The 25,829-nt window shown below is 66.4% G+C and carries 28 protein-coding genes and 1 other RNA gene; 13 read left to right on the top strand and 16 right to left on the bottom strand.

Annotated features, from left to right (window positions below; all coding sequences use genetic code 11):
- Positions 1 to 378, bottom strand: a complete 378-nt coding sequence (locus V3B41_RS15545) for a VOC family protein (RefSeq protein ID WP_049429134.1) — start codon at positions 376 to 378, stop codon at positions 1 to 3.
- A 139-nt stretch (positions 379 to 517) separates the two neighbouring features.
- On the opposite strand from V3B41_RS15545, the gene V3B41_RS15540 reads away from it, so the two are divergent.
- Positions 518 to 781: a hypothetical protein gene (locus V3B41_RS15540; protein WP_049429133.1), complete on the top strand. Its 264-nt coding sequence runs from the start codon at positions 518 to 520 to the stop codon at positions 779 to 781.
- 19 nt (positions 782 to 800) lie between these two features.
- Here the strand turns inward: V3B41_RS15540 and V3B41_RS15535 are convergent, their stop codons facing one another.
- The 6 genes from V3B41_RS15535 to V3B41_RS15510 all read right to left on the bottom strand — a co-directional run bounded on the left by V3B41_RS15535 (position 801) and on the right by V3B41_RS15510 (position 4,977).
- Positions 801 to 1,655: an endonuclease/exonuclease/phosphatase family protein gene (locus V3B41_RS15535; RefSeq protein ID WP_329861664.1), complete on the bottom strand. Its 855-nt coding sequence runs from the start codon at positions 1,653 to 1,655 to the stop codon at positions 801 to 803.
- A gap of 138 nt (positions 1,656 to 1,793) precedes the next feature.
- Complete coding sequence (locus tag V3B41_RS15530; RefSeq protein ID WP_329861663.1) at positions 1,794 to 2,039, bottom strand: hypothetical protein; 246 nt, start codon at positions 2,037 to 2,039, stop codon at positions 1,794 to 1,796.
- 25 nt (positions 2,040 to 2,064) lie between these two features.
- Entirely contained in the window at positions 2,065 to 2,304 is a 240-nt protein-coding gene (locus V3B41_RS15525; RefSeq protein WP_329861662.1) for a hypothetical protein, read from the bottom strand.
- An 87-nt stretch (positions 2,305 to 2,391) separates the two neighbouring features.
- Positions 2,392 to 3,096: a PA1136 family autoinducer-binding transcriptional regulator gene (locus tag V3B41_RS15520; protein WP_049429129.1), complete on the bottom strand. Its 705-nt coding sequence runs from the start codon at positions 3,094 to 3,096 to the stop codon at positions 2,392 to 2,394.
- A 5-nt stretch (positions 3,097 to 3,101) separates the two neighbouring features.
- Positions 3,102 to 3,974, bottom strand: coding sequence for a glyoxalase III HchA (gene hchA / locus V3B41_RS15515; RefSeq protein ID WP_049429128.1), 873 nt, complete (start codon positions 3,972 to 3,974; stop codon positions 3,102 to 3,104).
- 70 nt (positions 3,975 to 4,044) lie between these two features.
- Positions 4,045 to 4,977 carry an AraC family transcriptional regulator gene (locus tag V3B41_RS15510; RefSeq protein ID WP_238378624.1) on the bottom strand — a complete coding sequence of 311 codons (933 nt, stop codon included), beginning with the start codon at positions 4,975 to 4,977 and terminating at the stop codon, positions 4,045 to 4,047.
- Between the two features lie 98 nt (positions 4,978 to 5,075).
- Here V3B41_RS15510 and V3B41_RS15505 point away from each other — a divergent pair, with 98 nt between their 5' ends.
- Positions 5,076 to 5,768 carry an alpha/beta hydrolase gene (locus tag V3B41_RS15505; RefSeq protein ID WP_295548765.1) on the top strand — a complete coding sequence of 231 codons (693 nt, stop codon included), beginning with the start codon at positions 5,076 to 5,078 and terminating at the stop codon, positions 5,766 to 5,768.
- 98 nt (positions 5,769 to 5,866) lie between these two features.
- Here V3B41_RS15505 and V3B41_RS15500 read toward each other — a convergent pair whose 3' ends face one another.
- Complete coding sequence (locus V3B41_RS15500) at positions 5,867 to 7,888, bottom strand: alpha/beta hydrolase (RefSeq protein WP_100443614.1); 2,022 nt, start codon at positions 7,886 to 7,888, stop codon at positions 5,867 to 5,869.
- A gap of 153 nt (positions 7,889 to 8,041) precedes the next feature.
- On the opposite strand from V3B41_RS15500, the gene V3B41_RS15495 reads away from it, so the two are divergent.
- Positions 8,042 to 8,503 carry an isoprenylcysteine carboxylmethyltransferase family protein gene (locus V3B41_RS15495; RefSeq protein ID WP_049429124.1) on the top strand — a complete coding sequence of 154 codons (462 nt, stop codon included), beginning with the start codon at positions 8,042 to 8,044 and terminating at the stop codon, positions 8,501 to 8,503.
- 14 nt (positions 8,504 to 8,517) lie between these two features.
- On the opposite strand, the gene V3B41_RS15490 is transcribed toward V3B41_RS15495, so the two are convergent.
- From V3B41_RS15490 to ssrA, 3 genes are all read right to left on the bottom strand, one after another.
- Complete coding sequence (locus V3B41_RS15490; RefSeq protein ID WP_049429123.1) at positions 8,518 to 9,000, bottom strand: hypothetical protein; 483 nt, start codon at positions 8,998 to 9,000, stop codon at positions 8,518 to 8,520.
- Between the two features lie 80 nt (positions 9,001 to 9,080).
- Positions 9,081 to 10,427, bottom strand: coding sequence for a hypothetical protein (locus V3B41_RS15485; RefSeq protein WP_049429122.1), 1,347 nt, complete (start codon positions 10,425 to 10,427; stop codon positions 9,081 to 9,083).
- 205 nt (positions 10,428 to 10,632) lie between these two features.
- Positions 10,633 to 10,986, bottom strand: a transfer-messenger RNA (tmRNA) gene (gene ssrA, locus V3B41_RS15480).
- 219 nt (positions 10,987 to 11,205) lie between these two features.
- Between ssrA and V3B41_RS15475 the strand changes: the two genes are divergently transcribed.
- The gene (locus V3B41_RS15475; protein ID WP_049429121.1) at positions 11,206 to 11,778 is read left to right on the top strand and encodes a hypothetical protein; all 573 of its coding nucleotides are present in this window, start codon (positions 11,206 to 11,208) and stop codon (positions 11,776 to 11,778) included.
- 181 nt (positions 11,779 to 11,959) lie between these two features.
- Here V3B41_RS15475 and smpB read toward each other — a convergent pair whose 3' ends face one another.
- The gene (gene smpB / locus V3B41_RS15470; RefSeq protein WP_005409231.1) at positions 11,960 to 12,463 is read right to left on the bottom strand and encodes an SsrA-binding protein SmpB; all 504 of its coding nucleotides are present in this window, start codon (positions 12,461 to 12,463) and stop codon (positions 11,960 to 11,962) included.
- Positions 12,464 to 12,520: 57 nt separating this feature from the next.
- On the opposite strand from smpB, the gene V3B41_RS15465 reads away from it, so the two are divergent.
- On the top strand, positions 12,521 to 12,946 hold the full coding sequence (locus V3B41_RS15465) for a type II toxin-antitoxin system RatA family toxin (protein ID WP_005409232.1): 426 nt from the start codon (positions 12,521 to 12,523) through the stop codon (positions 12,944 to 12,946).
- Positions 12,947 to 12,949: 3 nt separating this feature from the next.
- A complete protein-coding gene (locus V3B41_RS15460) occupies positions 12,950 to 13,207 on the top strand; it encodes an RnfH family protein (RefSeq protein WP_005409233.1) in 258 nt (85 codons plus the stop codon).
- A gap of 36 nt (positions 13,208 to 13,243) precedes the next feature.
- Here V3B41_RS15460 and bamE read toward each other — a convergent pair whose 3' ends face one another.
- Positions 13,244 to 13,636, bottom strand: coding sequence for an outer membrane protein assembly factor BamE (bamE, locus tag V3B41_RS15455; RefSeq protein WP_005409234.1), 393 nt, complete (start codon positions 13,634 to 13,636; stop codon positions 13,244 to 13,246).
- Between the two features lie 103 nt (positions 13,637 to 13,739).
- On the opposite strand from bamE, the gene fur reads away from it, so the two are divergent.
- Entirely contained in the window at positions 13,740 to 14,147 is a 408-nt protein-coding gene (gene fur / locus V3B41_RS15450) for a ferric iron uptake transcriptional regulator (RefSeq protein WP_005409235.1), read from the top strand.
- 75 nt (positions 14,148 to 14,222) lie between these two features.
- Here fur and V3B41_RS15445 read toward each other — a convergent pair whose 3' ends face one another.
- Positions 14,223 to 15,479, bottom strand: a complete 1,257-nt coding sequence (locus V3B41_RS15445) for an SGNH/GDSL hydrolase family protein (protein ID WP_329861661.1) — start codon at positions 15,477 to 15,479, stop codon at positions 14,223 to 14,225.
- Positions 15,480 to 15,576: 97 nt separating this feature from the next.
- On the opposite strand from V3B41_RS15445, the gene V3B41_RS15440 reads away from it, so the two are divergent.
- The gene (locus tag V3B41_RS15440) at positions 15,577 to 16,494 is read left to right on the top strand and encodes a LysR family transcriptional regulator (RefSeq protein ID WP_049429556.1); all 918 of its coding nucleotides are present in this window, start codon (positions 15,577 to 15,579) and stop codon (positions 16,492 to 16,494) included.
- A gap of 100 nt (positions 16,495 to 16,594) precedes the next feature.
- Here the strand turns inward: V3B41_RS15440 and recN are convergent, their stop codons facing one another.
- The gene (recN, locus tag V3B41_RS15435; RefSeq protein WP_049429555.1) at positions 16,595 to 18,256 is read right to left on the bottom strand and encodes a DNA repair protein RecN; all 1,662 of its coding nucleotides are present in this window, start codon (positions 18,254 to 18,256) and stop codon (positions 16,595 to 16,597) included.
- 115 nt (positions 18,257 to 18,371) lie between these two features.
- Here recN and hrcA point away from each other — a divergent pair, with 115 nt between their 5' ends.
- The 4 genes from hrcA to dnaJ all read left to right on the top strand — a co-directional run bounded on the left by hrcA (position 18,372) and on the right by dnaJ (position 23,398).
- Positions 18,372 to 19,436, top strand: coding sequence for a heat-inducible transcriptional repressor HrcA (hrcA, locus tag V3B41_RS15430; RefSeq protein WP_010484463.1), 1,065 nt, complete (start codon positions 18,372 to 18,374; stop codon positions 19,434 to 19,436).
- A gap of 63 nt (positions 19,437 to 19,499) precedes the next feature.
- Positions 19,500 to 20,015 (top strand): nucleotide exchange factor GrpE, encoded by a 516-nt coding sequence (gene grpE, locus V3B41_RS15425; RefSeq protein ID WP_197651231.1) that lies wholly within the window; start codon positions 19,500 to 19,502, stop codon positions 20,013 to 20,015.
- A 181-nt stretch (positions 20,016 to 20,196) separates the two neighbouring features.
- Entirely contained in the window at positions 20,197 to 22,119 is a 1,923-nt protein-coding gene (dnaK, locus tag V3B41_RS15420) for a molecular chaperone DnaK (protein WP_005409241.1), read from the top strand.
- Between the two features lie 154 nt (positions 22,120 to 22,273).
- Positions 22,274 to 23,398: a molecular chaperone DnaJ gene (gene dnaJ / locus V3B41_RS15415; RefSeq protein ID WP_014036853.1), complete on the top strand. Its 1,125-nt coding sequence runs from the start codon at positions 22,274 to 22,276 to the stop codon at positions 23,396 to 23,398.
- Positions 23,399 to 23,519: 121 nt separating this feature from the next.
- Here the strand turns inward: dnaJ and V3B41_RS15410 are convergent, their stop codons facing one another.
- Complete coding sequence (locus tag V3B41_RS15410; RefSeq protein ID WP_049429552.1) at positions 23,520 to 24,317, bottom strand: helix-turn-helix transcriptional regulator; 798 nt, start codon at positions 24,315 to 24,317, stop codon at positions 23,520 to 23,522.
- A 72-nt stretch (positions 24,318 to 24,389) separates the two neighbouring features.
- On the opposite strand from V3B41_RS15410, the gene V3B41_RS15405 reads away from it, so the two are divergent.
- On the top strand, positions 24,390 to 25,589 hold the full coding sequence (locus V3B41_RS15405) for an MFS transporter (protein ID WP_329861660.1): 1,200 nt from the start codon (positions 24,390 to 24,392) through the stop codon (positions 25,587 to 25,589).
- The last annotated feature ends 240 nt before the right edge of the window (positions 25,590 to 25,829 follow it).

The following is a 25,829-nucleotide window of genomic DNA, read 5'->3' as shown; positions in this document are numbered from 1 at the left end:
TCAGGGCCAGAGATTGGCCGGTACTGCGCGTTCGCGCATGCGCACGATGCAGAAGCGATGGCCGGTGGGCGCTTCCATCACCCACCAGCGTTTGACGAAGCCGATCCGGCGCGCGCCGAGCTTTTCCAGTCGATCTGCCTCGGCATCGATGTCGTCGCTCTCGATGTCCAGGTGCACCCGTGAAGGATGATCGACGCGCTGTACTTCCACGTTCAGGCCCGTGGGCGCCCCCTGCAGGTCGGCGTACTCGGCGCCATCTTCGGCATACGATGGCTGCGCCTGCAGACCGAGTGCGGCCGCCCAGAAGCGTGCGCCTTCGTCAGCGGGCGTGTCCTGGCAGTCGATGATGAATCCGGCCAGACGGCTCTGGTGCGCCATGACGTCCTCCGCAGATTGGGAATGGAGGCAGGGTAGCGCGTCGCGTGCTGTGGACGTTGTCACAGTCATGACGTTTCTGACTCTGCCGGAATCGGGGCCCGCGGTGTAACTAGTGGGGCAGATTCCAGGAGGGCAGGCGATGAGCGATGACAAGCGCGATACCCAGCGCATGCTGTTCGGTGATCCGGGGCCGCCTGGTGCAGGGCTGTCGGTAGCGGTCGTAGTGCTGATGGTATTGGCTACGATGGCGGCTGCGATCGGCTTCGTGCGCCTGCCGGACCAGATGCTGGGGCTGGGCCTGATCGGCATCTCCGTGTTTCTGGCGGTCGGTGCCCGCATCTGCCAGGCACGCAACCAGCATCAGGCGCTGTACCGGCTGATGTCGCGACAGCCGCCGCCGTAGCTGCGGCTGCCGCGCAGGTTCAGTGTTCCGGCCAGTCCAGCTCGACCACCAGCGGGAAATGATCCGACGGCAATACACCGTCGATGCGACGGTCATCGGTGACGAAGCTGCGTGCATGGAAGCCGCGCACCAGCACCCAGTCCAGCTGCACGGTGGCCTTGCCGGTGAAATCGTGGAAGGTCAGGCGTGGTCCCTGCGGAGCCTTCACCTGGGTACGGGTGTCCTGCAGCAGGCGGGTGAATGCCTTGTAGGTGTCACCACCGGGCTCGCTGTTGAAGTCACCGGTCAGGACCACCGGCAGGTCGGCCGGCAGGGTTGCCAGATGCTTGCCGATCAGTTCGGCACCCTTAACCCGGCGCGGCTCGTCCTCGTCGCGGTAGGGCAGGTGGGTATCCATGAAGTAGAAACGACGGCCATCGTCCAGGCGCCGGAACAGGGCCCAGGTGACCATGCGCGGGTACAGGTTGCCCCAGGTGATGCTACCGGGCACCTCCGGCGTATCGGACAACCAGAAGTTGCCGGATTCCTCGACGGCCAGCACCTTGCTGTCGTAGAACACGCCCATGTGTTCGTCACCGCTTCCGCCGCGGCGGCCTTCGCCGAACCAGCGGTAACCGGGCAGGTGCTCGGACAGGAAGTCGGCCTGCTCCTTCACCAGCTCCTGGGTGCCGATCACGGCCGGGTGTGCATCGAGGATGACCTTGACCATGGCATCGCGACGGTCCGGCCAGCGCTTGCCCGGTTCGGTATCAGCCGGGGTGCGGACATTGAACGACATCACTTTCAGTGGCGCCGGTGCGGCGGCCCAGGCAACGGCAGGCAGAACAAGCGCCAACAGCGCACACAGCGCAGGGCGATGGAAGCGCGACAACATCGTGGAATCCCTCCATTCCATGAAAACGGTTTCATGGAGCATGCCATGGAAGGCGAGGGCAGCGGTATGCCGGGATGGGCGGATGGCAGGTGCCGGGCGGGCGGTGAAAGCGCCGCCCGGCAGATCGCGCGGGCGCGATCAGGGGTCGTACATCATCCCGTTTTCGTCACGGTTGTAATGCCCGGTCACTTCGCGGGAACCATCGTCGTAGACCACGTACGTGGTGCAGCGTTGGTGGAACACGTTGCCAGCGACTTGGAAGGGCACGCATTCTTCCTGGACCTCGACAACTTCAGCGGCCGTCGTGGTGGCGACCGGGGCCAGCAGCGACACGGCCAGCACGGCGGCAAACGAACAGGCCGAGAAACCCTTATGCAGTCTCATCCTCACGCTCCTTGTTGATGGGGGCTTACATCAAGTAGGGATTGCCGTATTCGTCGATCCAGTACTCGGTGAGGAAGATATCGCCGTCGGCATCGGGCATGGTCACGATGCAGTGCTGGTGGATGCGGTAACGCTCCACTTCAAACGGTTCGCAGCGGGTCACGCTGCCGGGCGGGGAGGTAACCCCCGCGCGTGCGGTACCTGCAGGCATCATTCCAGCGACTGCTACAACCAACGCGGCCATCGTGGCCAGTTGCAGTTTCATAAGCATCATCCTTGCTTTCTGCAATCGCGCACATGCGCATGGCGTGTGTAACACGCGAACCAGACCGCCGGAAGTGCCTCGCCGCGATCAGTCTTCGATCTCGCCGCGACGGCTGGCGGCACGCACTGCCTGCGCGGTGGTCGCCACACCCAGGCGTTGACGCGCGTGGCGCAGATGGTTCTCCACCGTGCGCGTGGAAAGCCCAAGCGTGGCCGCGATCTCAGCCTGCCGGCGGCCGGCGGCAACCCAGCGCAGCACTTCGCGCTCGCGGTTGCTCAGCGCGCTTCCCGAAAGCTCGGCAGGCGATTCGGCCAGATGGCGTGCGGCTCGGAATGCTGCGGTTGCAGCAGCTTCCAGCTGCAGGCGCGCGCTGGCCGACGCGTCGATCGATGTCCCGGCAAAACTGATCGCGCCCTCCAGACCGGTGGTTCCGAATACCGGCACCTGCAGACCGTGCAGGCCTTCACCACGTGGCTGCGTCACCACCTGATAGCGTTCGCCACGAACGCCCTGGCGCTTGCTCCAGAAGAACGGCGCGTCACTGTCCAGTACGTGGCGGTTGACCGGACAGGCGTGCAGATAGCGCGCAAGGTCGGTACTGCTGCCGTCGCCGAACCAGTCGCCCTCGATCCAGTACACGCGTTGTGTACCGCGCTCCAGCCCGGTGCCGGTGGCGAACACCAGCACGCGGTCGTAGCCGAGTGGTGCCGCGATGCCTCGCAGGGCCGCGCCCACCGCACTCAGTGAGCGGGCGCGTTCCAGTTCCAGCAACGCCTGCACCAGTTCGCTCATCCGGGTCAGCGGCTGGCCAGGGCGTCGAGCAGCGTGCGCGCTGCCAGCTTGCCCAGCGCATTACCAGCCAGCGGACTGTCGCCGGTCAGCAGCAGGCGATCCTGCAGCACGCTGCCGTCGATGCCATCGTTGACGATCTGCACACCCTGCTGCGCCAGGCGCTCGCCGAAGAACCACGGCAGCTGCCCGGGCATGTAGCCGATCTCTGGCGTCTGCCGGTCCATCGCATCGGGGAAGGCACAGATGCGGTAGCCGCGGAACAGCGAACCGCCATCGGCCTCGTCCACGCCTGCAGCCAGCAGTGCGGCCGGACCGTGGCACAGGGTGATGATGTGGCGTTGCTGGGCCATCGCCCAGTGCAGGACGGCCTTCACCGCGCGGCTCTGCGGCAGCCCGATCAGGGCGCCATGGCCGCCGGGGATGAACACGGCGGCATAGTCCGAATCCGCATCGAGCCCGGTGACCACCTCGTCCAGCGGCAGCGGCTGACGGAAGCGCGACTCGTAACGTTCGTACAGTCCGCCGATCTCCGTGTCCTCGCGCGGGAACGCCCACCACTCGAATTTGGCGGCGTTGCCCGACAGCGTGGCGACATCGATGCCGAAGCCGGCCTTGTCGAGGTGGTACATCGGCAGCAGGGTCTCCACCGGATGATTGCCGGTTGAGAACAGGTGGCCATTGGCGGTGGGCAGGTAGCGCTCGTCGGCGGCGATCATCAGCACCTTCCAGCGACCGTCGCGGCGTGCGTCCGGATAGTCGGCGCCGGACAGGTTGCTCCTGGGCGATGTGAACTGTGACAGCGAGTAGGGCGACGGGAAGAAGGCATCGCGCTCGGCCGGGTCGGGGCTGGGCTGGCGGCTGGGCTCTTGCGTGGTCATGCGGACCTCCTGCGGGGAATGTGAGGCCAGCATAGGAGGGCGGGTGCGCACGCGCGATGAGGGATTTCCCTCAGTCGGATGTCGCCGGTGCCTGTTGGCGCCAGGCATTCGGGCTCATGCCGAACGCGCGGCGGAACGCACGACTGAATGCGGGTTCGGACAGATACCCGACGTCTCCTGCAATCTGCGACACCCGTCGGTTGCCACTGCGCAACATCTGCGCGGCCAGCTGCAGTCGCGATTCAGTCAGATAGCGCATCGGTGACATGCCGGTGGCGAGGCTGAATCGCTGCGCGAAATTCGAGCGGGACTGATTCAGGCACGCTGCAAGTGACTCGACGGTCCATGCGTGTGCGGGCTGGGCCTGCATCAACGCCAATGCTCGTCCGATCAGGGGGTCGGCCAAGGCGTGCAGACGCTGGCAGTTGTGCGGACCGGACGTTCCGAGCCAGTAGCGCAGGGTCCAGACAAACAGCAGGTCGAGCAGGCGTGACAGCATCAAGCCGCTGCCCAGCGTAGGCCGGGACGCTTCAGCCTGGATCGCGGCCAGGGTTACCGCCATCCAGTCGGCCGAATTGGCGGGAAATCCGCTTGGCATCCGGTCCACCCCTGGGACATGCAACCAACCGGGCAGGGCATCGAGCAGCAGACGGCTGCCGGGGCCATCGAACCCGAACGATGCGGTGGTCAGATGGGCCGGCCCCTGCGCGTCGGCGGCGCAGTCGATGCGATGCGTCCGGCCATGCGGCATCAACAGCAGCTCGCCCGTACGCAGCGGCACGACGGCCCTATCTGCATGCAGCCGCGCCGTGCCGTGCTCGATGAAGTGGAAGCACCCCTGGCCTTCGGCAATGGCGAGTGATCCGCCGGGTTGCATGACGTGGCGGCTGATGTCGCCGCCCTGCATGCGCGACGACTGGAAGATCGCAAACAGTGCGTCGGACCCAGCCTGGAGCGCTTCGGTGTTGTGGAGCCTTGGCATGGTTTTCAGGAGTCCGTGCATCGCCGCTGGCGGGGGCGATCCGTAGTCTGGTCAGGAGGCTTCAGGCAGCGCGGGCTGCTGCCAGCCAACCATCCCATCCAAGTGAGGAGTCCTGCAAGATGAGCAAGCCAAGCATCATTCTGGTTCATGGTTTCTGGGGCGGTGCCGCGCATTGGGCCAAGGTGATCCTGGAGCTCGATCGCCGAGGTTTCCACGACCTGCATGCCGTGGAACTGCCACTGACATCGCTGGCCGACGACGCGGAACGCACCCGCCGCATGATCCGCCAGTTCCAGGGGCCGGTGCTGCTGGTCGGCCATTCCTATGGTGGAGCCGTGATCTCCGAGGCCGGAAACGAACCCAACGTGATGGGGCTGGTCTTCATTGCCGCGTTTGCGCCGGATGCGGGCGAGAGCCCCGGCGGCATTACCCAGCAGCAGCTGCCCGAGGCGGCGGCCAACCTGGCGCCAGACAGCGACGGTTACCTGTGGCTGCAGCCGGGCAGGTTCCACGAGAGCTTCTGCCAGGACCTGCCGGTCGACGAGGCGCGGGTAATGGCGGTCACGCAGAAGGCGCCTCTGGCGAGCACGTTCGGTGATGCCATCAGCGATCCAGCGTGGCGGTACAAGCCGAGCTGGTACCAGGTCTCCAGCGCCGATCACATGATCCATCCCGACAACCAGCGGCGCATGGCGGCGCGCATGCAGCCGCGTGCCACCCTCACGCTGGATGCCAGCCACGCGTCGCTGGCATCGCAGCCGGTAGCAGTGGCAGATCTGATCATCGACGCTGCAGCCGGCGGAGAAGGCTGAGCAGTTCGCGCCTGCCGCAGTGGCGGTGTTCCGGCAAGCCCGGGCACCGCCGCTGTGATGCGGCCGCGCTGGACAGCCAGCGGCCGTGATGATGTGGGCTACCTGTTCTGGCGGTCGTGCTCCTGCATGTCCTCATGCAGGATCCGCCGCAGCTCAACGATGGCCGGCGTGGCTTCCTGCACGCTGTGACCGGACACGATCACCTTCTCCGAGTCCGCGTGCGGCAGGTGCGAGCTCCAGTAGGGCACCAGTCCGTCGTCGGTCTTTTCCAGCGGACCATCGGCCTTGGCGCGCGCGATGATCGAGTGGTAGTGCACCTTCGGCGACATCGGCAGGTCGGCCACCGCGCGGACGAAGGGATCATCCTTGTCCAGGTTCTGGATGCTGTTCATCTGGTAGCCGTGCTTGCCGTCATTGCGGTCGATCTGACCATCGTTGGCAATGGTGGCCACGTCTTCCAGCACGGTCAGCGGCAACCGCACCAGGCGTCCGATCCAGCGGCCCAGGCGGGTGCCGGCCACGTCGGTGCCACGGTGCGGCGTGGCGATGAACACCACGCGCGACACTTCCGGTTCCGGCAGGAAGGTCAGCACCGGTGCGCCCTTGGTGCGCAGAAGCTCCTGTTGTGCAGGTGTCATCTGCGCGGTTGCCAGCAGCGTGTCCACCAGATGATCTCCGGAAGAGGAGATCATCAGCCGCGCGATCACGCCGCCCATGCTGTGCCCGACCAGCACCATGTCGTGCGACGCCTGCGCCTTGCCACTGGGATCGAAATGCTTGAGCACTTCGGCCAGCGTATGGCGCATTGCATCGTGGCTCATCGCGATGGGCATGTTGGTCGGGTAATAGAACTGCCAGATCTGGAAATCCTGGCGGATCTCGTCGTCACGCATCAGCTCGTTGGCAACGTTGACCCAGGCTTCCGGGCTGCTGGCCAGGCCATGGATCATCAGCAGCACGCGGCGGTTGGGATCGTACGGCTGCATCATGTACAGATGCGGCGTGTCGATGCCGCCCTTGCTGCCGAACAACGAGCGCAGCGACTGGTGGCTGAAGTTGGAACGGGCAAGCCACAGCGCGTAGCCAGCCGTGAAGTTCGCGGCCAGCGGCACCTGCTGGCCATGCAGGGTGACTTCCGTGACCTGGTAGGGGTCGTGGATCTCCAGCTTCGGCTCGTCGTCGTGCAGCACTTCCCACAGGTTCTTTCCCGAGAAGCGCAGCAGCACCGTCATCGACGGCGACGGCATCTCGCTCCAGCTCTGCGTGGCCGGAGCGCTGGCCTGCGTGGCAGGCGTCGCTGCCGGCGGCGTCGTGGTCGTGGCGGCTGCAGGATCGTCCATCACCGCTACCAGCTCGGCACCGAAGCCATCGCGGCGGTGCACGCTGCGCAGCGTGCCGGTGAACGACAGCGAGGCCGCCGGCACCAGCTCGGTGGGGGTGCGCGTATCCAGCGGCGATGCTTCGCCTGAAGGGGCCAGCACAAAGGTCCATCGGCCCAGCTGGAAGTGGCTGGCTTCGCTGTGCACGCGCCCGGTGGCATACGCGTTGTACAGCTGCACCGAGGCTTCCTGCACGGCCAGGTTGTAGTAGTCGCGCACCTGGGTCTGGCGGTCTTCGAAGCCGCGCTGGTTGGCGGTGCGCTCGGTGAAGAACAGATAGGCGTAGGCCTGGCGCGCGACCTGCATCCACGCGTCCAGGCGCGGTTGGAAATCGGCATCCAGCTCGTTGATCGCGCTCTTGGCACGGCCGGAGGTGGAGTACTCGCGCTTCGGCGCGGGCAGGGTCATTGCATACTGCAGCCACAACTCGGACAGACTCGAACGCTTGTCCTCCTCGCGCACCACGATGCTGCCTTCCATCGCTTCGATGCAGGGCAGGCCCGGCTTGGCGCAGACGCCTTCATCCAGGCCGGCCACGCGCAGCGTTTCCATCGTCGCCGAGCTGAGCTTGCCGGTGGTGAGGATGTCGCCGCGCTTGAGCGCGATGTACTGGCCGGGCGTGACCGAAGTCACCTGCACCGAGGGGCCGAACTGGCGCAATGTCGCGCAGCCGCCCAGGGTGAGCAGCACGGTGATGATGAGGGTCGTGCGGCCGATGAAGCCCAAGCCCATGGTAGCCATACGATCCTCCTGCGCGGTCGCGCCACTCTAGCGGTCGGCCTGTCAAAGCGGAAGATACCGGGCGGTCGGTTTGGGCCCCTGAGCCGCTGCCGTGCAAGCGATTCAGACAGGTTCGTGTGACACTGGGGTGAATGGAGCGATGCAGGGACTGCGATGACGTGGCTTGAGACCCGGATCCCGCCGCCGCTGGTGATGCTGCTATGCGCGGGGATCGGCTGGCTAGGGAGCCGACTGTGGCCGGAGGCGGCGTTGCCCCTGCCGATGCCGGCGCTGATGGCAGGCGGGGTGATGGCGATTGGTGTGGCGCTGAACCTGCTGCCGAAGCTCGCGTTCCAGCGGGCGCGCACCACGGTCAATCCGCTGCGCCCTTCAGCATCGAGCGCGCTGGTCATGCACGGCGTGTACCGCTACACGCGCAATCCGATGTATCTGGGCCAGGCAACGATCCTGGCCGGTGCGATGTTGTACCTGCAGAACGCGATCGCGTTGCTGGCTGTACCGTTGTTCGTGCTGTACATCACCTGGCTGCAGATCATGCCGGAAGAGCGGGCGTTGCTGGCCCGCTTTCCCGAGGTGTATCCGTTGTTCCGCCAACGTGTGCGGCGTTGGCTGTAGCGGGGATCAACCCGTTACCGGGTGATCTGGCACTTCACGGCAGCGGAATAGCCTTCGTAGTCGTCGCCTGCGATCACGTGCAGGGTGTGTCGCTTGTCGATGGCCTTCACGTATGAAGGCTCTTCCGTGTTGGCGTGCTCGTTGACCGTGGTTACTGACCATGCCTTGGCCAGACGCTTGGAATCAACGCCGTTCAAATAGACGAAGAGGCTCTTCTCGCCCTCGGCCACGTTCACATCGGCACTGGTGACGGTACCGCCGAACAGGGCGACCGGCTTGTCCTCCGGCTCGAAGGTGCCACCCGGTTTCCTGGCCAGGCCAGCGGCCTGCAGTGCATCGATGGCTTCAGCCTCGCTGAAGTTGGAGCCGGCCTTGCAGGCGAGCAGGGCTTCCAGCGTGGCGGTGCCGGGGGGCGCGATGGCCGGTGCGGCGGCGAGCGTGGCTGGGGCTGCGGCGAATGCGGCGAAGAGCAGGGTGAGGGCGAGAGGGGCTTTCATGGCAGGTCCTTCAACGTGTTGCGGGATAGCCGGTGGCGGGGCGAACAGACCCGGCCACCGGCCACATTCGACGCGATGGGTCAGTCGAACCAGACCAGTGGCATGTCGGCATTGAGCGACATGTGGCGGAAATCTCCCAATACCTGGGCCACGGCCTGCACAGTGTGGCAGCCCGTCCCCAGCGCGGATGATCCCGCGCTCAGGTAGCTGGCGGAGATGGTGCGGGTGCTGACCGAGTCCGGCTTGGAGCCCAACTGCTGGGTGCCGAGGCTGCCCACCTGCTGGCCATCGATCTTCAGGAACAGGAACACGCTTCCGCCACCGTCGTTCGGGTCACCCTGCACGCGGGACTTCGTCGAGAAAAGCACCACGCCGTTGTGCCCCTGCGGAATGCAGACCTGGCCCTCGCCAATGACCACCTGCGAGCCCACCGACGGACAGCCCGGCGCGAAGCCATTGGTCCCGACGCAGACATAGGCGAATCGGCGGTAGGGGCCTGCGGCGGCGTAGTTGAATCCAGGATTCAACCCCTTTCCGACCACGCCAAAGCCGTTGGACAGCGTCACCAGTCGGGAGTTGGCGCCGAACTTGTACTTTACGTTGTTGGTGTTGGCGTCCTGCGGTTGGTAGTACGGCGATTCGGACGCGACGAAGCTGACAGTGCTGTAAGCCGGCGGATTGACGAACAGGCCCTGCGAATAGAAGGGAGCCTGCGTTTCTGCGCCACTGAAGATGTCATTGATCGACCAGGTCATCGATTCGATGCCGGGCTCCTGCTCGTTCAGGAAAATTCCCATCATGCCATCGCCGTAGTTGCCCCACGCGAACGCGCGGCCGGAAGCCATGGCCACGATGGGGCCACCGGGATTGCCGGCCTGGGCAGTCATCAGCAGCTTGCGGTCCTTGGCCTGCAACGCCATTCCTTCAGGGCTGCCGACCGTATTGAAGTCCAGCTGTGCGGTGTCACTCGCAAGGCCGCTGTTGGTAACTGCGCCTGCAGAGGTGATGAGCACGGAGAGGTTGCTGGCGGAGCCGAAATTGACGGCCGAACCGATGGCCTGCCCGGCCAGGTTGACCGTATGGCGTCCGGCAGGCAGGTACTTGGCACCGATGACATTGAAGGAGTGCTGTTGGGCCGACGTTGACTGCCGCCAGTCGATGTAGCTGTCGTTGGAGACCACCTCACCGTTGATGGTGATGTAGGCATTGGCAGCCGAGCTGCCGCCAGGGAAGTACCGTCCATCCGACTGCACGTACACCCAACCGGGGGCGCTCAGATCGATGGTGCTCGAAAGCAGGGTTGCCGTGCCGGGTTGTACGCGCTGGTCAGCGGCCAGCTGCAGATAGCGGGAGCCTGGCGTGGCAGCGGAAGCCTGCCCCAATGCCAACGCCACGGCCAAGCCCACAAACAGTGTGATGCGCTTCATCTGATGTCCTTTCAGGTTTCGGGTCACGTCGTGTGACGCATGGACTCTACTGGATCCAGATCTCAGCTTCTGTGACTGGCTCCCGATGCGGGTGGCATTGGGGGAGGTCGGATCAGCAGGCGGGGGCGCCATCTTCGGGAAACAAAAAAGCCGGAGCTCCGTTGCGGGAGATCCGGCTTCTTGCGGCCTCGACAGGCCATACAGATGGTGGAGGTGGGCGGAATTGAACCGCCGTCCGAAGGCACTCCATCCCCAGCACTACATGCTTAGCTCGCCGTTAGATCTCGTCCCCGAACAGCACGGCGTGCAAAGCGCATCCGGGAACCAGCCTGTTGTGTTCTAGTGCCGGACTGACAGGCAGCCACCCAGCGCGATTCCATGATAGTGACTCTACACCGCGAGCATGGACACAAGCGGTTTCGAGGCTTAGGCCTTAAGCGGCCAGAGCGTAGTTGTCGTCGTTGGCAACTAGAGTTTTGCAGCTGGATTTACGAGGAAAGCTACCCCCTCGGCATGCGCCAGGCGACTTCACAACCCCCGTCGAAACCAATGCACCCCCGGTTTCTACAGTGCTGCAAGGTACAGGGCCGATCCCGCGTTGCCACGGTCAGGGCCTGCCCAACGCTTGCAATGCTACGGCAAAACGCCTGAACAGTCACCTTGGCAATCCACAACAAGTTGTAGAGCCGCCGTCATAGCGGATTGGTAACGTCATTGGCACGGATTTGCGACACACTGGCGACGACCATCCAAGCCAGGACAGACACGGAGACGGTGGGTGACCGATGCAAGCCAACAACGCAGCCTGCGACAGCTGATCGGGCCGGTCGGTGCCGACTACCAGCGGCGCGCGTTGCCGCCGGTCTGGGTCTGGGCGTTGCTGGCGGTGCTGCTGGCGGCCACCTGGCTGACCGAGCTGCCGGCCACGGCTGCGGCCGCGCTGATCGCCAGCGCGGTGGTGGTGCACTGGTCGCAGCGCGGTCGCATCCATTGGCTGGGGTGGCGCCTGCCGGGCCTGGCCGTACTGGCGGCCCTGCTGTGGGGGCCGGAAGTGCTGTCGCAGTGGTTCGAGCACGGGCTGGCCGTGGTCCTGATGTCGCTGGCCAGTCTCAGTATTGGCGTGCACGTGTGGCAGTCGCGGCAGATGGCGCGCCAGCTGCAGGGCGCGGCCGATGCGATGGATGATGCCCAGCTGCTGTCGTTGCTGCCGGATGATGCCGCGCAGCTGGCCCAGCAGTGGCGGGCGGGGGATGATCGCTACGCGCCGGAACTGGCGGTGGTGATGCACCTGGCGGTGATGCACGCGGCGCTGGCGCCGCGCATGCGCGGGCAGGGCGTACTGGCGGGGTGATCCGCCTTTTGTAGAGTCGAGCCATGCTCGACGGCTTCTTCGCCGAAGCCGAGCATGGCTCGGCTCTACAGAAAGCCACGGCAGCCGAGCATGGCTCGGCTCTACAGAAAGCCACGGCAGCCGAGCGTGGCTCGGCTTTACAGAAGGCCAAGGCCGCCGGGCATGGCCCGGTATTGCAGCCTTATGCGTCGCGGTTGCCGCGACGCATCACGCGCTGCTTCTCGATCGCCCAGTCGCGGTCCTTGGCGGCGTCGCGCTTGTCGTGGGTCTGCTTGCCCTTGGCCAGCGCGACTTCGAGCTTGATCTTGTTCTTGCTCCAGTACATCGCGGTGGGCACGATCGTGTAGCCATCGCGCTCGACCTTGCCGACCAGCTTGTCGATCTCGCTCCGGTGCAGCAGCAGCTTGCGCTCGCGCCGGTCGTTGGCCACCACGTGGGTGGAGGCCTGGATCAACGGGGTGATCTGGGCACCGATCAGGAAGATCTCGCCGTGCTTCACGTAGGCGTAGGCATCGATGATGTTGCCGCGGCCAGCGCGGATCGACTTCACCTCCCAGCCCTGCAGTGCCAGGCCGGCCTCGAAGCGTTCTTCGATGTGGTACTCGTGGCGGGCACGCTTGTTCAACGCGATGGTCTTGTTGGCCGTCGCGCTCTTTGCTTTATCCTTGCCGCTGTTCTTGCTCATTTCCGTATTGTCTCCGATTCGGGCCCGCCCGGTCGATTGCCGAAACGTCCTGTATTCATGCCTACTATCCGCCGCAGCGCCCTGGTCGAGCATTCGTCCGCGCGCATGTTCGACCTGGTCAACGATGTCCAGGCCTATCCGCGCCGCTTCCGCTGGTGCTCGGCTGCCCAGATCCTGGAGCAGGGCGAGGACCGGCTGGTGGCCCGCCTGGACCTGGGCCTGGGTTCGTTCAGCACCTGGTTCCAGACCGAAAACACCCTGCAACGCCCGCACAGCATCGACATGCAGCTGCGCGATGGCCCGTTCAAGCAGTTGCACGGCCGCTGGGAATTCCATGCGCTGGCCGAGGACGCCTGCAAGGTCACCCTGACCCTGGAATTCGAGCCCAGCTCGCGCCTGCTCGGACCGGCCCTGGCGATCGGCTTCCAGGGTCTGGCCGATCGGATGGTCAATGATTTCGTCCGCGTCGCCGACGAGGCCTGAGCGATGATCGAGGTCGAGGTGGTGCTGGCCTGGCCGCAGCAGGTGCTGTCGCGCCGGCTGCAGCTGGACGAGGGCGCGACCGTGGCTGATGCCATTGCCGCCGCCGCGCTGGAAGGCAGTGACCGATGCCCGGCCGTGGCCGTGCATGGCGTACTGGCGCGCCCGCAGCAGGTGTTGCTGGAGGGTGACCGTATCGAGCTGCTACGCCCGTTGCTGGCCGACCCCAAGGACAACCGCCGGCGACGTGCGCTCGGCGGTTGATGCCCGCAACCCGCCCGTGGGGACGGGCAGGGGGCCTCAGCGGCCCTTCTTCTTCTTGTCCTTCGGCAGGTTGCGGCCGAACTGGCGCACGGTCTGCTGGGCCAGGGCCTTGTCGTTGCCCGGGAAGTAGTCGCCTTCCCAACGGGTCACGGTGTCATTCTCGAAGAACACCACGAAGTTCTTCACTTCGGTACGGCCCAGGCGGTTCACGCGCTGGCTGGAGGTGTAGTCCCAGCGCTGGGCGTGGAACGGATCGGGAATGGACGGGGTGCCCAGCAGGGCGGTGACCTGCTGCTTGCTCTGCCCGACCTGCAGCTTGGCCACGGCATCTTCCCGGATCAGGTTGCCCTGATAGATGGGTTGCTTGTAGATGATGCCGCACCCGGTGGTGGACAGGGCGACGGCGGCGACCAACAGGAGATTGCGCATCGGGACTGGCGGTTGGGGAAATCAAACCGATGATACACTCCCGGCGTGCCACCGCGACCCAATCCGAGGCAGCTGGCGCTAAATCGCCAATGAACGGAGACCTATGGAAACCCACGACCTGCGTAAAGTCGGCCTGAAGGTGACCCATCCGCGGATGCGGATCCTGGCGCTGCTCGAGCAGCGCAATGCCCAGCACCACATGACCGCCGAAGACATCTACCGCCAGCTGCTGGAGCATGGCGATGAGATCGGCCTGGCTACGGTCTACCGGGTGCTGACCCAGTTCGAGGCCGCCGGCCTCGTGCTCAAGCACAATTTCGAAGGCGGCCAGGCCGTCTACGAGCTGGACCGTGGCGGCCACCACGACCATATGGTCGACGTGGACAGCGGCAAGATCATCGAGTTCGAAAGCCACGAGATCGAGGAGCTGCAGCGCAAGATTGCAGCCGACCACGGCTACGAGCTGGAAGAGCACTCGCTGGTGCTGTACGTGCGCAAGAAGCGCAAGTAAGCCGATCCGGCCAGCCATATGCGACGAAACCCCGGGCCTGCCCGGGGTTTTTCGTTGGTGGGCCTGATGCTGGGGTCAGAGCCCTTTTCCATGGGAAAAGGGCTCTGACCCCTGACCTCCAAGCACCGCGTCCAGATCCACCGCCTCTGCCATCGCCCGGTTCCCCGCGTCACCCGGGTGCAGGTGGTCGCCGGAGTCATAGGCGGCGGCCATCCGCGACGGATCGGCCGGGTCGCGCAGCGCCGCGTCCAGGTCGATCACTGCGTCAAACGGGCCGTCGGTGCGCAGCCACGCATTGAGCTGGCTGCGCAGGGCGTCCTTGTCCGGCTGGTAGTAGTCGTCCAGCGGCGTACCGGGCAGGGCGCCAGCGAACGGCGGCAGGGTCGCGCCCACGATCCGAACGCCACGGCGATGGGCCTGTCCGGCCAGGGCGCGGTAGCCCGCCTGCAGTTCGGCAAGCGTGGGCCGCGCCTGCTTGCGCGCGAAGGCGGTGCCGGGCCAGCTGATGTCATTGATGCCGATCAGCACGATCACGCTGGACACGCCAGGCTGATCCAGCGCATCGCGTTGAAAGCGGGCCAGCGCGGCTTCGCCCATGCCGTCGCGCAAGAGGCGGCCACCGGAGATGCCGGCACTGACCACCGCCACCCCCTGCGGGGCCAGGCGGGCGGCCAGGTGGTCGGTCCAGCGCTGGTCCCGGTCGAGGCTGGCGGTGGCGCCGTCGGTGATCGAATCGCCGATCACCACCACGCTGCGTGCGCTGGTCGGGGCCTCGACTTCAATGCCGGTCAGGAACAGGCGGGCCGTGGTGGCGCTGGCCCTGTCCAGCTCGCGCGCCAGGCTCTGGTCGCCGGGGGCGATCCAGCTGGTCTGGCGGCCGTCCCAGTGGAAGGTCTGCAACGGCGTCGACTCCGGCACAAAGACGCTGACCTGCAGCGCTTGACGGTCCTGCACCGCCAGCGGCAGCGGATCGCTCAGCCGTTCCTGGCCGGGGCCGATCAGCACCTCGGGCCGGCCATCGAAGCGGAGCTGATGCGGCGTCGCACCGGCCTGCGGCGCGACGCTGGCACCGCCGATCCGCAGCGGCTGGGTGCCATAGGCATTGCTCAGCCGCACCCGCAGGCGGGGGCCGCCCAGGCTGATGCGCGCGGTCTGGCGGAAGGTCTGGTCGTGCAGCGACGCCGGTATCAGTGACGGGAACAGGAAGTCCGCTCCCCAGACCGGTTGCGGGCTGGCCTGCCAGCTGGCCACCCAGTGCGGGGCAGAGGCGGCGCTGGCGGCGCCGGACAGACCGATCAATGCGGTGGCTACGAGCTGGTTGAAGCGGTTCATCGGGCAATCCCGGGTGGAGGGAAGGCCATGGTGATTCCGCACTCATCTGTGAACTAGACTGCGCATGGAAAATCATCTGTGAACGGGATTCATTGCCATGGCGCGCTCCGACATCAACCGATCCGGCGAACTTGAAGTGTTCGTGCGGGTGATCGAGACCGGGGGCTTTTCCGCGGCCGCCCGAACGTTGGAGATGACCCCGTCGGCGGTCAGCAAGCTGGTGGCGAGGCTGGAACAGCGGCTGGGGACACGCCTGCTGCAGCGTTCCACCCGCCAGCTGCAGCTGACTCCCGAGGGCTGCGCGTTCTACGAGCGCGGCCTGCGCGTGCTGGCCGACCTGGACGAGGCCGAGCGCTGTGCCAGTGCCCACGCCGAGCCGCGTGGACGCCTGCGGGTCAATTCCAATGTGCCGTTCGGCCAGCATTTCCTGTTGCCGCTGCTGCCGGTGTTCCTGCAGCGCAACCCGCAGGTAGGCGTGGACCTGACCCTCAACGACGAGGTGATCGATCTGCTGGAGCAGCGCACCGATGTGGCGGTGCGGGCCGGTCCCCTGAAGAGCTCCAGCCTGGTGGCGCGGCGGCTGGGCGCGACGCGGATGATGATCGTGGCCGCGCCGGCCTATGCGCAACGGCATGGCCTGCCGGCCACCGTGGAGGACTTGCAGTCGCACAACCGTCTGGACATTGGCCATGCGCGGGCGATGCAGGGTTGGCCGCTGCTGCAGGACGGTCGCGAACGGATGCTGCTGCCCAGCGGCAACGCCCGTGCCAGCAACGGCGATGCACTGCGCCAGCTGGTGCTGGGGGGGCTGGGCATGGCACGGCTGGCAGCGTTCCAGGTGCAGGCCGACATCGCTGCCGGACGCCTGCTGCCGGTGCTGGAGGAAGCCAATCCCGGTGACCTGGAAGAGGTGCACGCGGTGTTCCTGGGGCAGGGCGGCTACCTGCCGCTGCGGGTGCGCGCGTTCCTGGATTACCTGGTGGAGAACGTGGATCTGGCGCGGCCGTTGGGGTGAGAGAGCCGGCGGACAGAAGCCGAGCATGGGCTCGGCTCTACATGTCGGTTTCGTTCGGGATGTTCCTGTAGAGCCGAGCCCATGCTCGGCTCCGCCGGCGCTACACCTGCAGCAGCTTGCGCGCAGCGGCGCGCGCTTCCTTGCTCACTTCCACGCCGCCGAGCATGCGTGCCAGCTCTTCCTCGCGCGCCTTGCTGTCCAGCTTTTCCACTGCGCTCTGGGTCATGCCTTCCACTGGCGCCTTGCTGACCCGGTAATGCGCGTGGCCCTTGGAGGCGACCTGCGGCAGGTGGGTCACGCATAGCACCTGGCGCTTCTCGCCGAGGGCGCGCAGCTTCTGGCCGACGATGTCGGCCACGGCGCCGCCGATGCCGGAGTCGACCTCGTCGAACACCATCGTCGGCACCGCATCCAGGTCCAGCGCGGCGACTTCGATGGCCAGCGAGATACGTGACAGTTCACCGCCCGAGGCGACCTTGCGCAGGGCGCGCGGCGGTTGGCCGGCATTGGCCGCGACCAGGAATTCCACGCGCTCGGCACCCTGCGGATCGGGCTTGCCGGCATCCTGCGGTTCCAGCTCGATCAGGAACTGGCCACCGCCCATGCCGAGCTCGGAGATGATGCCGGTGGTGGTAGCCGACAGCTCGGCGGCGGCATTGCGGCGGCTGGCGGTCAGCACCTCGGCCTGCACGCGCCAGGCCGCAGCGGCCTTGTCGATCTCGCCGGCCAGGCGCTGCAGGCGCTCGTCGGCACCGCGCAGCTGTTCCACTTCGGCATGCATGCGCTCGCGCTGCGCGCCCAGCTCATCCATCGGCACGCGGTGCTTGCGTGCCAGGTCGTGCAGGCGGCCGAGGCGGCGCTCGTTCTCTTCGAACTGCTCCGGGTCGGCGTCGAGGTCGTCGTGCACCCGGTCCAGCAGCGACAGGGCTTCGTGCAGCTGGATCGAGGCATTCTCGATCAGGCCGTCCACCTCGCCCAGGCGCGGGTCGTGTTCGATCAGGCGTGACAGTTCGTGGCGTACCTGCTGCAGCAGGTCCAGTGCGGAACTGCCGTCGTCGCCGTTGAGCTGGTTGCTGGCCGCCTGGCAGGCGCTCAGCAGGGCGCTGGCGTGGGCCTGGCGGCGGTGGCTGGCGCCGAGCGCGGCGATCGACTCCGGTTCCAGGTCTTCACGGTCGAGCTCGCGCAGCTGGTGTTCCAGGAAGCCGATCCGGTCACTGACGTCGCCCTGTTGCGACAGCGCCAGCGATTCATCGACCAGTGCCTGCCAGGCCGCGGCGGCGCGGCGCACCTGGCGGCGTTCGTTTTCGTTGCGTGCATAGGCGTCGAGCAGGGCCAGCTGCGACGGGCGCGTCAGCAGGGCCTGCTGTTCGTGCTGCCCGTGGATCTCCACCAGCAGGGAGGCCAGGTCGCCCAGCTGCGCCAGGGTCACCGGGCGGCCATTGATCCAGGCCCGCGAACCGCCATCGGCGCGGATCACCCGGCGCAGCTGGCACTGTTCCTCATCGTCCAGCTCGTTGTCGGCCAGCCACTGGCGCGCGGCCTGCAGCTGCTCCAGTGCGAACTCGGCCGAAAGCTCGGCGCGGGCGGCGCCATGGCGGACCACGCCGCTGTCGGCGCGCAGGCCGGACAGGAAGCCCAGCGCGTCGACCATCAGCGACTTGCCGGCGCCGGTCTCGCCTGAAACTACGGTCATGCCTGGCCCGAACTCCAGTTCGGTGGCGCGGACGACGGCGAAATCCTTGATCGAAAGATGTCTGAGCATGGGTAAGGGGGTATCAGCAGCCGCGCAACGCTAGCACGCGGGCGAGGGAGGTCCAATGACTTGCCAAGGTGATGCGTCGCCATTATCTAGTGTCCGTGTCTCACAGGTTGATTCCATGCACGGTTCTCCCGACCAGCTTGCCCCGCGTGCGCGCCATCTGCTGCGCACGCTGATCGCGCGTTACATCCAGGACGGTGAGCCGGTCGGCTCGCAGACGCTGGCGCGCGTGGCCGGCCTGGAGGTCAGCCCGGCCACCATCCGCAACATCCTCGGCGACCTTGAGGACCTGGGGCTGCTGGCCTCGCCGCATACCTCGGCCGGGCGCGTCCCGACCGCGCATGGCTACCGGGTGTTCGTCGACAGCCTGCTGCAGATGCAGCCGCCGGGCGAGGGCGAGCTGGCCCGGTTGCGCCAGGAGCTGGCTGGCGGCGGCAGCACCCAGGCCCTGCTCGGCAGCGCCTCGGAGCTGCTCTCGGCGATGAGCCACTTCGTCGGCGTGGTCAGCGCGCCGCGACGCGAGCAGTTCGCCTTCCGCCAGATCGATTTCGTGGCGCTGGACGGTCGCCGGGTGCTGGCGATCCTGGTGTTCGCCGACAACGAGGTGCAGAACCGGGTCATCGAGACCCGCCAGGAGTTCGCGCCGGGCCAGCTGGAGCAGGTCGCCAACTACCTCAATGCCCATTTCGCCGGCCTGCCGATGGCCGAGATCCGTACCCGCCTGCTGCTGGAGCTGCGCGACGCCCGCTCCGAGCTGGAGCAGCTGCTGGCGCACAGCATCGAGCTGGCCGAGCAGGCCCTGCAGCCAGCGGCCGACGACATGCTGGTGGCCGGCCAGACCCGCCTGATGGGGGTACAGGACCTGTCCGACCTGGAGCGCCTGCGCGAGCTGTTCGAGTTGTTCTCCAGCAAGCGCGAGATCCTGCAGCTGCTGGAGCGGACCATCCAGGCGCCGGGCGTGCGCATCTTCATCGGCGAGGAGACCGGGATGATGCCGCTGCAGGGCGTCTCGCTGGTCACTGCCCCGTACACCGCCAACGGCCAGGTGCTGGGCGTGCTGGGCGTGATCGGCCCCAAGCGCATGGCCTACGACCGCATGATCCCGCTGGTCCAGGCCACCGCCGATGTGCTCGGCGCGGCCTTTTCGCCGGCTGGACGCACGCCGGGAACATCCGACGCTTGAAACGCAGCATCCCGCCCACACTAGGGTGGGTGGAGGCGGAGAGTGACCGCCAGGGACCCAGACATGAACCAAGAACATCCAGATATCGAATCCCAGCAGAGTGCCGCCGACGCGGCTGCCGCCGCCGGCGTCAACGACGAAGTGGAGCGCCTGCGCGCCGAAGTCGAGCAGATCAAGGCCGATGCGCTGCGTGAGCGCGCCGACCTGGAGAACCAGCGCAAGCGCGTGGCCCGTGACATCGAGCAGGCCCGCAAGTTCGCCAACGAGAAGCTGCTGGGCGAGCTGCTGCCGGTGTTCGACAGCCTGGATGCCGGCCTGAAAGCCGCCGGCGACGACCCGCACCCGCTGCGCGAAGGCCTGGAGCTGACCTACAAGCAGCTGCTGAAGGTGGCCGCCGACAACGGCCTGGTGCTGCTGGACCCGATCGGCCAGCCGTTCAACCCGGAACACCACCAGGCCATCAGCCAGGTGCCGACCCCGGGCGCAGCCCCGGGCAGCGTGGTCACCGTGTTCCAGAAGGGCTACCTGCTCAACGAGCGCCTGCTGCGGCCGGCGCTGGTGGTGGTGGCCGCCGACTGACCCTGCGGGGCCGGGAGGCGGGAATGACCCGCGACCCGGCCCGACGCTGAACGCGCCGGACGACCGGAAACACAGCGTTCGGGAGATGGCTTGAATGTTCCACGAGCCTCCCCCACATCGTATTCATCCACCGGCCGAACGGCCGGACTGACACCAACAAGCATCCTCAGGAGTCTCCCCCATGGGCAAGATCATTGGTATCGACCTCGGCACCACCAACTCGTGCGTGGCGATCATGGACGGCGGCAAGGCCCGCGTCATCGAGAATTCGGAAGGCGATCGCACCACCCCGTCGATCGTCGCCTACACCAAGGACGGCGAAGTCCTGGTCGGCGCCTCGGCCAAGCGCCAGGCCGTGACCAACCCGAAGAACACCTTCTACGCGGTGAAGCGCCTGATCGGCCGCAAGTTCACCGACGCCGAAGTGCAGAAGGACATCGCCCACGTCCCGTACAGCATCCTGGCCCATGACAATGGCGATGCCTGGGTGGCCACCAGCGACGGCAAGAAGATGGCCCCGCAGGAAATCTCGGCCAAGGTGCTGGAAAAGATGAAGAAGACCGCCGAGGACTTCCTCGGTGAGAAGGTCACCGAAGCGGTCATCACCGTGCCGGCCTACTTCAACGACAGCCAGCGCCAGGCGACCAAGGACGCCGGCCGCATCGCCGGCCTGGACGTCAAGCGCATCATCAACGAGCCGACCGCGGCCGCACTGGCCTATGGCCTGGACAAGGGCGACAACAAGGATCGCAAGATCGTGGTGTACGACCTGGGCGGCGGCACCTTCGACGTGTCGGTGATCGAGATCGCCAACGTCGACGGCGAGAAGCAGTTCGAAGTGCTGGCCACCAACGGCGACACCTTCCTGGGCGGCGAAGACTTCGACAACCGCGTCATCGAGTACCTGGTTGAAGAATTCAACAAGGACCAGGGCATCGACCTGCGCAAGGATCCGCTGGCCCTGCAGCGCTTGAAGGATGCTGCCGAGCGCGCCAAGATCGAGCTGTCCAGCGCCCAGCAGACCGAAGTGAACCTGCCGTACGTCACCGCTGACGCGTCGGGTCCGAAGCACCTGAACATCAAGCTGACCCGCGCCAAGCTGGAAGCGCTGGTGGACGACCTGATCAAGAAGTCGATCGAGCCGTGCCGCGTCGCCCTGAACGATGCCGGCCTGCGTTCGAGCGACATCAGCGAAGTGATCCTGGTCGGTGGCCAGACCCGCATGCCGAAGGTGCAGCAGGCGGTGACCGAGTTCTTCGGCAAGGAACCGCGCAAGGACGTCAACCCGGACGAAGCCGTGGCACTGGGCGCGGCCATCCAGGGCGGCGTGCTGGGCGGCGACGTCAAGGACGTGCTGCTGCTGGACGTGACCCCGCTGTCGCTGGGCATCGAGACCATGGGCGGCGTGTTCACCAAGATCATCGAGAAGAACACCACCATCCCGACCAAGGCCTCGCAGGTGTTCTCCACCGCCGAGGACAACCAGTCGGCCGTGACCGTGCACGTGCTGCAGGGTGAGCGCGAACAGGCCCGCTTCAACAAGTCGCTGGCCAAGTTCGACCTGTCCGGCATCGAGCCGGCCCCGCGTGGCCTGCCGCAGGTGGAAGTGTCCTTCGACATCGACGCCAACGGCATCCTGCACGTGTCGGCCAAGGACAAGAAGACCAACAAGGAACAGAAGGTCGAGATCAAGGCCGGTTCGGGCCTGTCCGAGGAGGAGATCGCACGCATGGTCGCCGACGCGGAAGCCAACCGCGAAGAAGACAAGAAGTTCCAGGAGCTGGTGCAGGCCCGCAACCAGGCCGACGCCCTGATCCACGGCACCCGCAGCGCCATCACCGAGCACGGCAGCAAGGTCGGCGGCGATGTCATCGGCAAGGTCGAGGCCGCGCTGGCCGACCTGGAAACCGCGATGAAGGGTGACGACAAGGCACAGATCGAAGCCAAGTCGAAGGCGCTGGAAGAGGCTGGCCAGTCGCTGTTCGCCGCTGCTTCGGCCGACCAGGGCGGTGCCCCGGGCGCCGACGCCGGCAATGCCGGCAAGGCGCAGGATGACGTGGTCGACGCTGAGTTCACCGAAGTCAAGGACGACAAGAAGTCCTGATCCGGACCGACGCGGGACGCTGGCCACCAGCGTCCCGTTGTCGCATCAGGGTCCTGACCGCCCACCGGCGTGTCGGGGCGCCCGACGCAAGAGCGGACCTGGTTCCGCTCTTCCGCTTTGACGAATCCCGACGTTTCGGAACCCGATTCACGATATGAGCAAGCGCGATTACTACGAAGTGCTGGGCGTTGCCCGCACCGCCACCGACGACGAGCTGAAGAAGGCCTACCGTCGCTGTGCGATGAAGTTCCACCCGGACCGCAACCCGGGTGATGCGGCGGCCGAAGCCTCCTTCAAGGAGTGCAAGGAAGCCTACGAAGTGCTGTCCGACGGCAACAAGCGCCGCATGTATGACAGCCACGGCCACGCTGCGTTCGAGCACGGCATGGGCGGCGGTGGTCCGGGCGGCCCGGACATGAACGATATCTTCGGCGATATCTTCGGCAACATCTTTGGCGGCGGGGGCGGTGGTCCGCGCCAGGCCCGTCGCGGCGCCGATATCGGCTACGTGATGGAGCTGGACCTGGAAGAAGCCGTGCGCGGCGTCGAGCGCCGCATCGAGATTCCGACTCTGGCCGAGTGCGGCGACTGCGATGGCAGTGGCTCCGAAGACGGCAAGGTCGAAACCTGCAATGTGTGCCATGGCCGTGGCCAGGTGCGCATCCAGCGCGGCATCTTCGCCATGCAGCAGGCCTGCCACAACTGCGGCGGCCGTGGCCAGATCATCGCCAAGCCCTGCAAGACCTGCCACGGCAACGGCCGTGTCGAGGAAGACAAGGTGCTGTCGGTGAAGGTGCCGGCCGGCGTCGACACCGGTGACCGAATCCGCCTGCAGGGCGAGGGCGAGGCCGGCCCGGCCGGTACGCCGCCGGGTGACCTGTACGTGGAAGTGCGCGTGCGCGAGCACGCCATCTTCCAGCGCGATGGCGACGACCTGCACTGCGAAGTGCCGATCCGCATCTCGCAGGCCGCATTGGGTGACACCGTGCGCGTGGCCACCCTGGGCGGCGAAGCGGAGATCCGCATTCCGGCCGAGACCCAGACCGGCAAGCTGTTCCGCCTGCGCGGCAAGGGCGTGCGTTCGGTTCGCAGCCGCAGCGAAGGCGACCTGTACTGCCGTGTGGTGGTGGAGACGCCGGTGAACCTCACCAACGAACAGCGCAAGCTGCTGGAGCAGTTCGAAGCCACCTTCGTCGGCGAGGAAGCGCGTAAGCATTCGCCGAAGTCGGCCACCTTCATGGATGGCGTGAAGGGCTTCTGGGACCGGATGACGTCCTGAGTTCTCAACGCAGACGGTGAACGGTAGCGCCGGGCCATGCCCGGCGTTTTCGTTTGCGGGCGGCGGTGGTTTCCGCCGGGCATACGCCGCTGTGGCAGATCCACGCCATGCGTGAATGCGGTTACCGGAAAAATGCCGCGGGCGTCTGCCCCAACTGCCGCTTGAACATGCTGGTGAACGCGCTGGGGCTGTCGTAGCCCGTCGCCAGCGCGACATCGATGACCTTGTCGCCGGTCGCCAGTCGTTCCATCGCGGCCAGCAGCCGTGCCTGCTGCCGCCATTGCCCGAAGGTCATGCCCAGCTCGTGGGCGAAGTGGCGCTGGATGGTTTTCACGTCCACCTCCAGCGCCTGCGCCCAGTCCTGCAACGTGGCGTCGTCACCCGGATGCTTCTGCAGGTGCTGGCAGATCCGCCGCAGGCGCGGGTCGGTCGGGGCGGGCAGGTGCAGCGGCAGCACGTCCATGCGGTGCAGTTCGTCCAACAGCAGGCGCACCACGCGGCCATCGCGGCTGTCTTCGATGTGCTCCCCCTTGATCAGCGTGGCGGCCTGCAGCAGTTCGCGCAGCAGCGGTGCCACCTGTACCGCAAATGGTTCGGATGGCAGGTGCGGGGCGAATGACGGATCGATGTACAGGCTGCGCATGTGCACGGCGGCGATGCAGTCCACCGCGTGCACCATGCCCGCCGGCATCCAGATTGCGCGGGTGGAGGGCACGACCCAGCGACCGACTTCCGAGCGCACCACCATCAGCCCGGAGATGGCATAGACCAGCTGGTGGCGCTGGTGCTTGTGGCCTGCGATATGGGTGCCGGCCGGGTACTGGGTAACCCGGTAGGTGACAGGGCGATGCAGCGGCACCTCCCGCCACGGTGCGGCCGGATCGACATCGCTGGCAATGTCCTTTTTGCGATAGGGCATGACCCGAACGCGGCAGAAGGGAAGAGAGCGCAACCGTAGCATGCGTGGCTCGCCCCCAACCTGACTGCGTCCATGTCCGCCTTGGCTTCCCCCGCAACACCCGCACGCCCAGTGGCTCCCGGCGTGCTGGCCGCCATTTCCACCTCGCATGTCGTCAACGACATGATGCAGTCGCTGATCCTGGCGATCTATCCGGTGATCAAGGGCGGCTTCAACCTGAGCTTTACCCAGATCGGCCTGATCACGCTGACCTACCAGCTCACCGCTTCGATCTTCCAGCCGTTGATCGGCATGGCCACCGACCGCCGCCCGGCGCCGTACTCGTTGCCGATCGGCATGGCCTCGACCCTGTGCGGCATGCTGCTGCTCGGCTTCGCACCGAACTACGCGGTGGTGTTGATGGCGGCGGCGATGGTCGGCATCGGTTCGGCGATCTTCCACCCGGAGGCGTCGCGCATCGCGCGGCTGGCCTCGGGCGGTCGCCATGGCTTCGCGCAGTCGGTGTTCCAGGTCGGCGGCAATTTCGGCACTGCGCTTGGCCCGTTGATCGCCGCCGCGGTGATCGTGCCGTATGGCCAGCATGCCGCGTCGTGGTTTGCTGGCGCTGCACTGATCGGCATCGCGCTGCTGACCTATGTCGGCCGCTGGTACGCGCTGCACCTGGGCACCCCGCGCCCGGTCAGCACCGCGTCGATGGCCCCGCGCCATCCGCCGCGCACCGTGGCCAAGGTGCTGGCGATCCTGCTGGTGCTGATCTTCAGCAAGTACTTCTACATGGCCAGCATCGGCAGCTACTTCACCTTCTACCTGATCCATCACTTCGGGATTCCGGTGGCACAGGCGCAGCTGCACCTGTTCGCGTTCCTGGTGGCGTCGGCCGCCGGCGGCTTCCTGGGTGGTCCGCTGGGTGATCGCATTGGCCGCAAGCCGATCATCTGGACCTCGATCCTGGGCGTGGCGCCGTTCGCGCTGATGCTGCCGCATGCGGATCTGTTCTGGACCACGGTGCTGGCCGTGCTGATCGGTTTCGTGCTGTCATCGGCATTCTCGGCGATCGTGGTCTATGCGCAGGAAATGATGCCGCACCGCATCGGCATGGTGTCCGGCCTGTTCTTCGGCTTCGCGTTCGGCATGGGCGGGTTGGGTGCAGCCGTGCTCGGCCTGCTGGCGGACAAGACCAGCATCGAGTACGTGTACCACCTGACCGCGTTCCTGCCGCTGCTCGGCATCGTGGCGGCGTGGCTGCCGCCGTCGCGGCCTGCTGTTCACTGAGGGAGGGTGGGTTTGCAGGGCTTGCAGCCCTGCACCTGCTGCAAGCCAGGGCCGAAGCAACAGCAGAAGCAACAGCAGAAGCTGGCTATCCGTGGGTTGGCGGGGTCGGTCCGGTTGCGGGGGACGCTGCAAGTACGTCCATGTAAGCTCGGTCGCCGCATCCATGCGGCTCACGCCCCCTCAACCGGACCCACCCCGCCTTCGACAGTTGGCCGCAATCTGTCGGAACATCTCGTGGGG

This window comes from Stenotrophomonas sp. SMYL89 (assembly GCF_036319985.1).
Classification (GTDB): Bacteria; Pseudomonadota; Gammaproteobacteria; order Xanthomonadales; family Xanthomonadaceae; genus Stenotrophomonas; species Stenotrophomonas maltophilia_Q.
This window is presented reverse-complemented; position numbering and strand designations above follow the sequence as displayed.

Excerpts from the sequence above, each read along its gene's own strand:
- V3B41_RS15545 (WP_049429134.1), bottom strand. The coding sequence starts at position 378 with ATGGCGCACCAGAGCCGTCTGGCCGGATTCATCATCGACTGCCAGGAC.
- V3B41_RS15540 (WP_049429133.1), top strand. The coding sequence starts at position 518 with ATGAGCGATGACAAGCGCGATACCCAGCGCATGCTGTTCGGTGATCCG.
- V3B41_RS15535 (WP_329861664.1), bottom strand. The coding sequence starts at position 1,655 with ATGTTGTCGCGCTTCCATCGCCCTGCGCTGTGTGCGCTGTTGGCGCTT.
- V3B41_RS15530 (WP_329861663.1), bottom strand. The coding sequence starts at position 2,039 with ATGAGACTGCATAAGGGTTTCTCGGCCTGTTCGTTTGCCGCCGTGCTG.
- V3B41_RS15525 (WP_329861662.1), bottom strand. The coding sequence starts at position 2,304 with ATGAAACTGCAACTGGCCACGATGGCCGCGTTGGTTGTAGCAGTCGCT.
- V3B41_RS15520 (WP_049429129.1), bottom strand. The coding sequence starts at position 3,096 with ATGAGCGAACTGGTGCAGGCGTTGCTGGAACTGGAACGCGCCCGCTCA.
- hchA (WP_049429128.1), bottom strand. The coding sequence starts at position 3,974 with ATGACCACGCAAGAGCCCAGCCGCCAGCCCAGCCCCGACCCGGCCGAG.
- V3B41_RS15510 (WP_238378624.1), bottom strand. The coding sequence starts at position 4,977 with ATGCACGGACTCCTGAAAACCATGCCAAGGCTCCACAACACCGAAGCG.
- V3B41_RS15505 (WP_295548765.1), top strand. The coding sequence starts at position 5,076 with ATGAGCAAGCCAAGCATCATTCTGGTTCATGGTTTCTGGGGCGGTGCC.
- V3B41_RS15500 (WP_100443614.1), bottom strand. The coding sequence starts at position 7,888 with ATGGCTACCATGGGCTTGGGCTTCATCGGCCGCACGACCCTCATCATC.
- V3B41_RS15495 (WP_049429124.1), top strand. The coding sequence starts at position 8,042 with ATGACGTGGCTTGAGACCCGGATCCCGCCGCCGCTGGTGATGCTGCTA.
- V3B41_RS15490 (WP_049429123.1), bottom strand. The coding sequence starts at position 9,000 with ATGAAAGCCCCTCTCGCCCTCACCCTGCTCTTCGCCGCATTCGCCGCA.
- V3B41_RS15485 (WP_049429122.1), bottom strand. The coding sequence starts at position 10,427 with ATGAAGCGCATCACACTGTTTGTGGGCTTGGCCGTGGCGTTGGCATTG.
- smpB (WP_005409231.1), bottom strand. The coding sequence starts at position 12,463 with ATGAGCAAGAACAGCGGCAAGGATAAAGCAAAGAGCGCGACGGCCAAC.
- V3B41_RS15465 (WP_005409232.1), top strand. The coding sequence starts at position 12,521 with ATGCCTACTATCCGCCGCAGCGCCCTGGTCGAGCATTCGTCCGCGCGC.
- V3B41_RS15460 (WP_005409233.1), top strand. The coding sequence starts at position 12,950 with ATGATCGAGGTCGAGGTGGTGCTGGCCTGGCCGCAGCAGGTGCTGTCG.
- bamE (WP_005409234.1), bottom strand. The coding sequence starts at position 13,636 with ATGCGCAATCTCCTGTTGGTCGCCGCCGTCGCCCTGTCCACCACCGGG.
- fur (WP_005409235.1), top strand. The coding sequence starts at position 13,740 with ATGGAAACCCACGACCTGCGTAAAGTCGGCCTGAAGGTGACCCATCCG.
- V3B41_RS15445 (WP_329861661.1), bottom strand. The coding sequence starts at position 15,479 with ATGAACCGCTTCAACCAGCTCGTAGCCACCGCATTGATCGGTCTGTCC.
- V3B41_RS15440 (WP_049429556.1), top strand. The coding sequence starts at position 15,577 with ATGGCGCGCTCCGACATCAACCGATCCGGCGAACTTGAAGTGTTCGTG.
- recN (WP_049429555.1), bottom strand. The coding sequence starts at position 18,256 with ATGCTCAGACATCTTTCGATCAAGGATTTCGCCGTCGTCCGCGCCACC.
- hrcA (WP_010484463.1), top strand. The coding sequence starts at position 18,372 with ATGCACGGTTCTCCCGACCAGCTTGCCCCGCGTGCGCGCCATCTGCTG.
- grpE (WP_197651231.1), top strand. The coding sequence starts at position 19,500 with ATGAACCAAGAACATCCAGATATCGAATCCCAGCAGAGTGCCGCCGAC.
- dnaK (WP_005409241.1), top strand. The coding sequence starts at position 20,197 with ATGGGCAAGATCATTGGTATCGACCTCGGCACCACCAACTCGTGCGTG.
- dnaJ (WP_014036853.1), top strand. The coding sequence starts at position 22,274 with ATGAGCAAGCGCGATTACTACGAAGTGCTGGGCGTTGCCCGCACCGCC.
- V3B41_RS15410 (WP_049429552.1), bottom strand. The coding sequence starts at position 24,317 with ATGCCCTATCGCAAAAAGGACATTGCCAGCGATGTCGATCCGGCCGCA.
- V3B41_RS15405 (WP_329861660.1), top strand. The coding sequence starts at position 24,390 with ATGTCCGCCTTGGCTTCCCCCGCAACACCCGCACGCCCAGTGGCTCCC.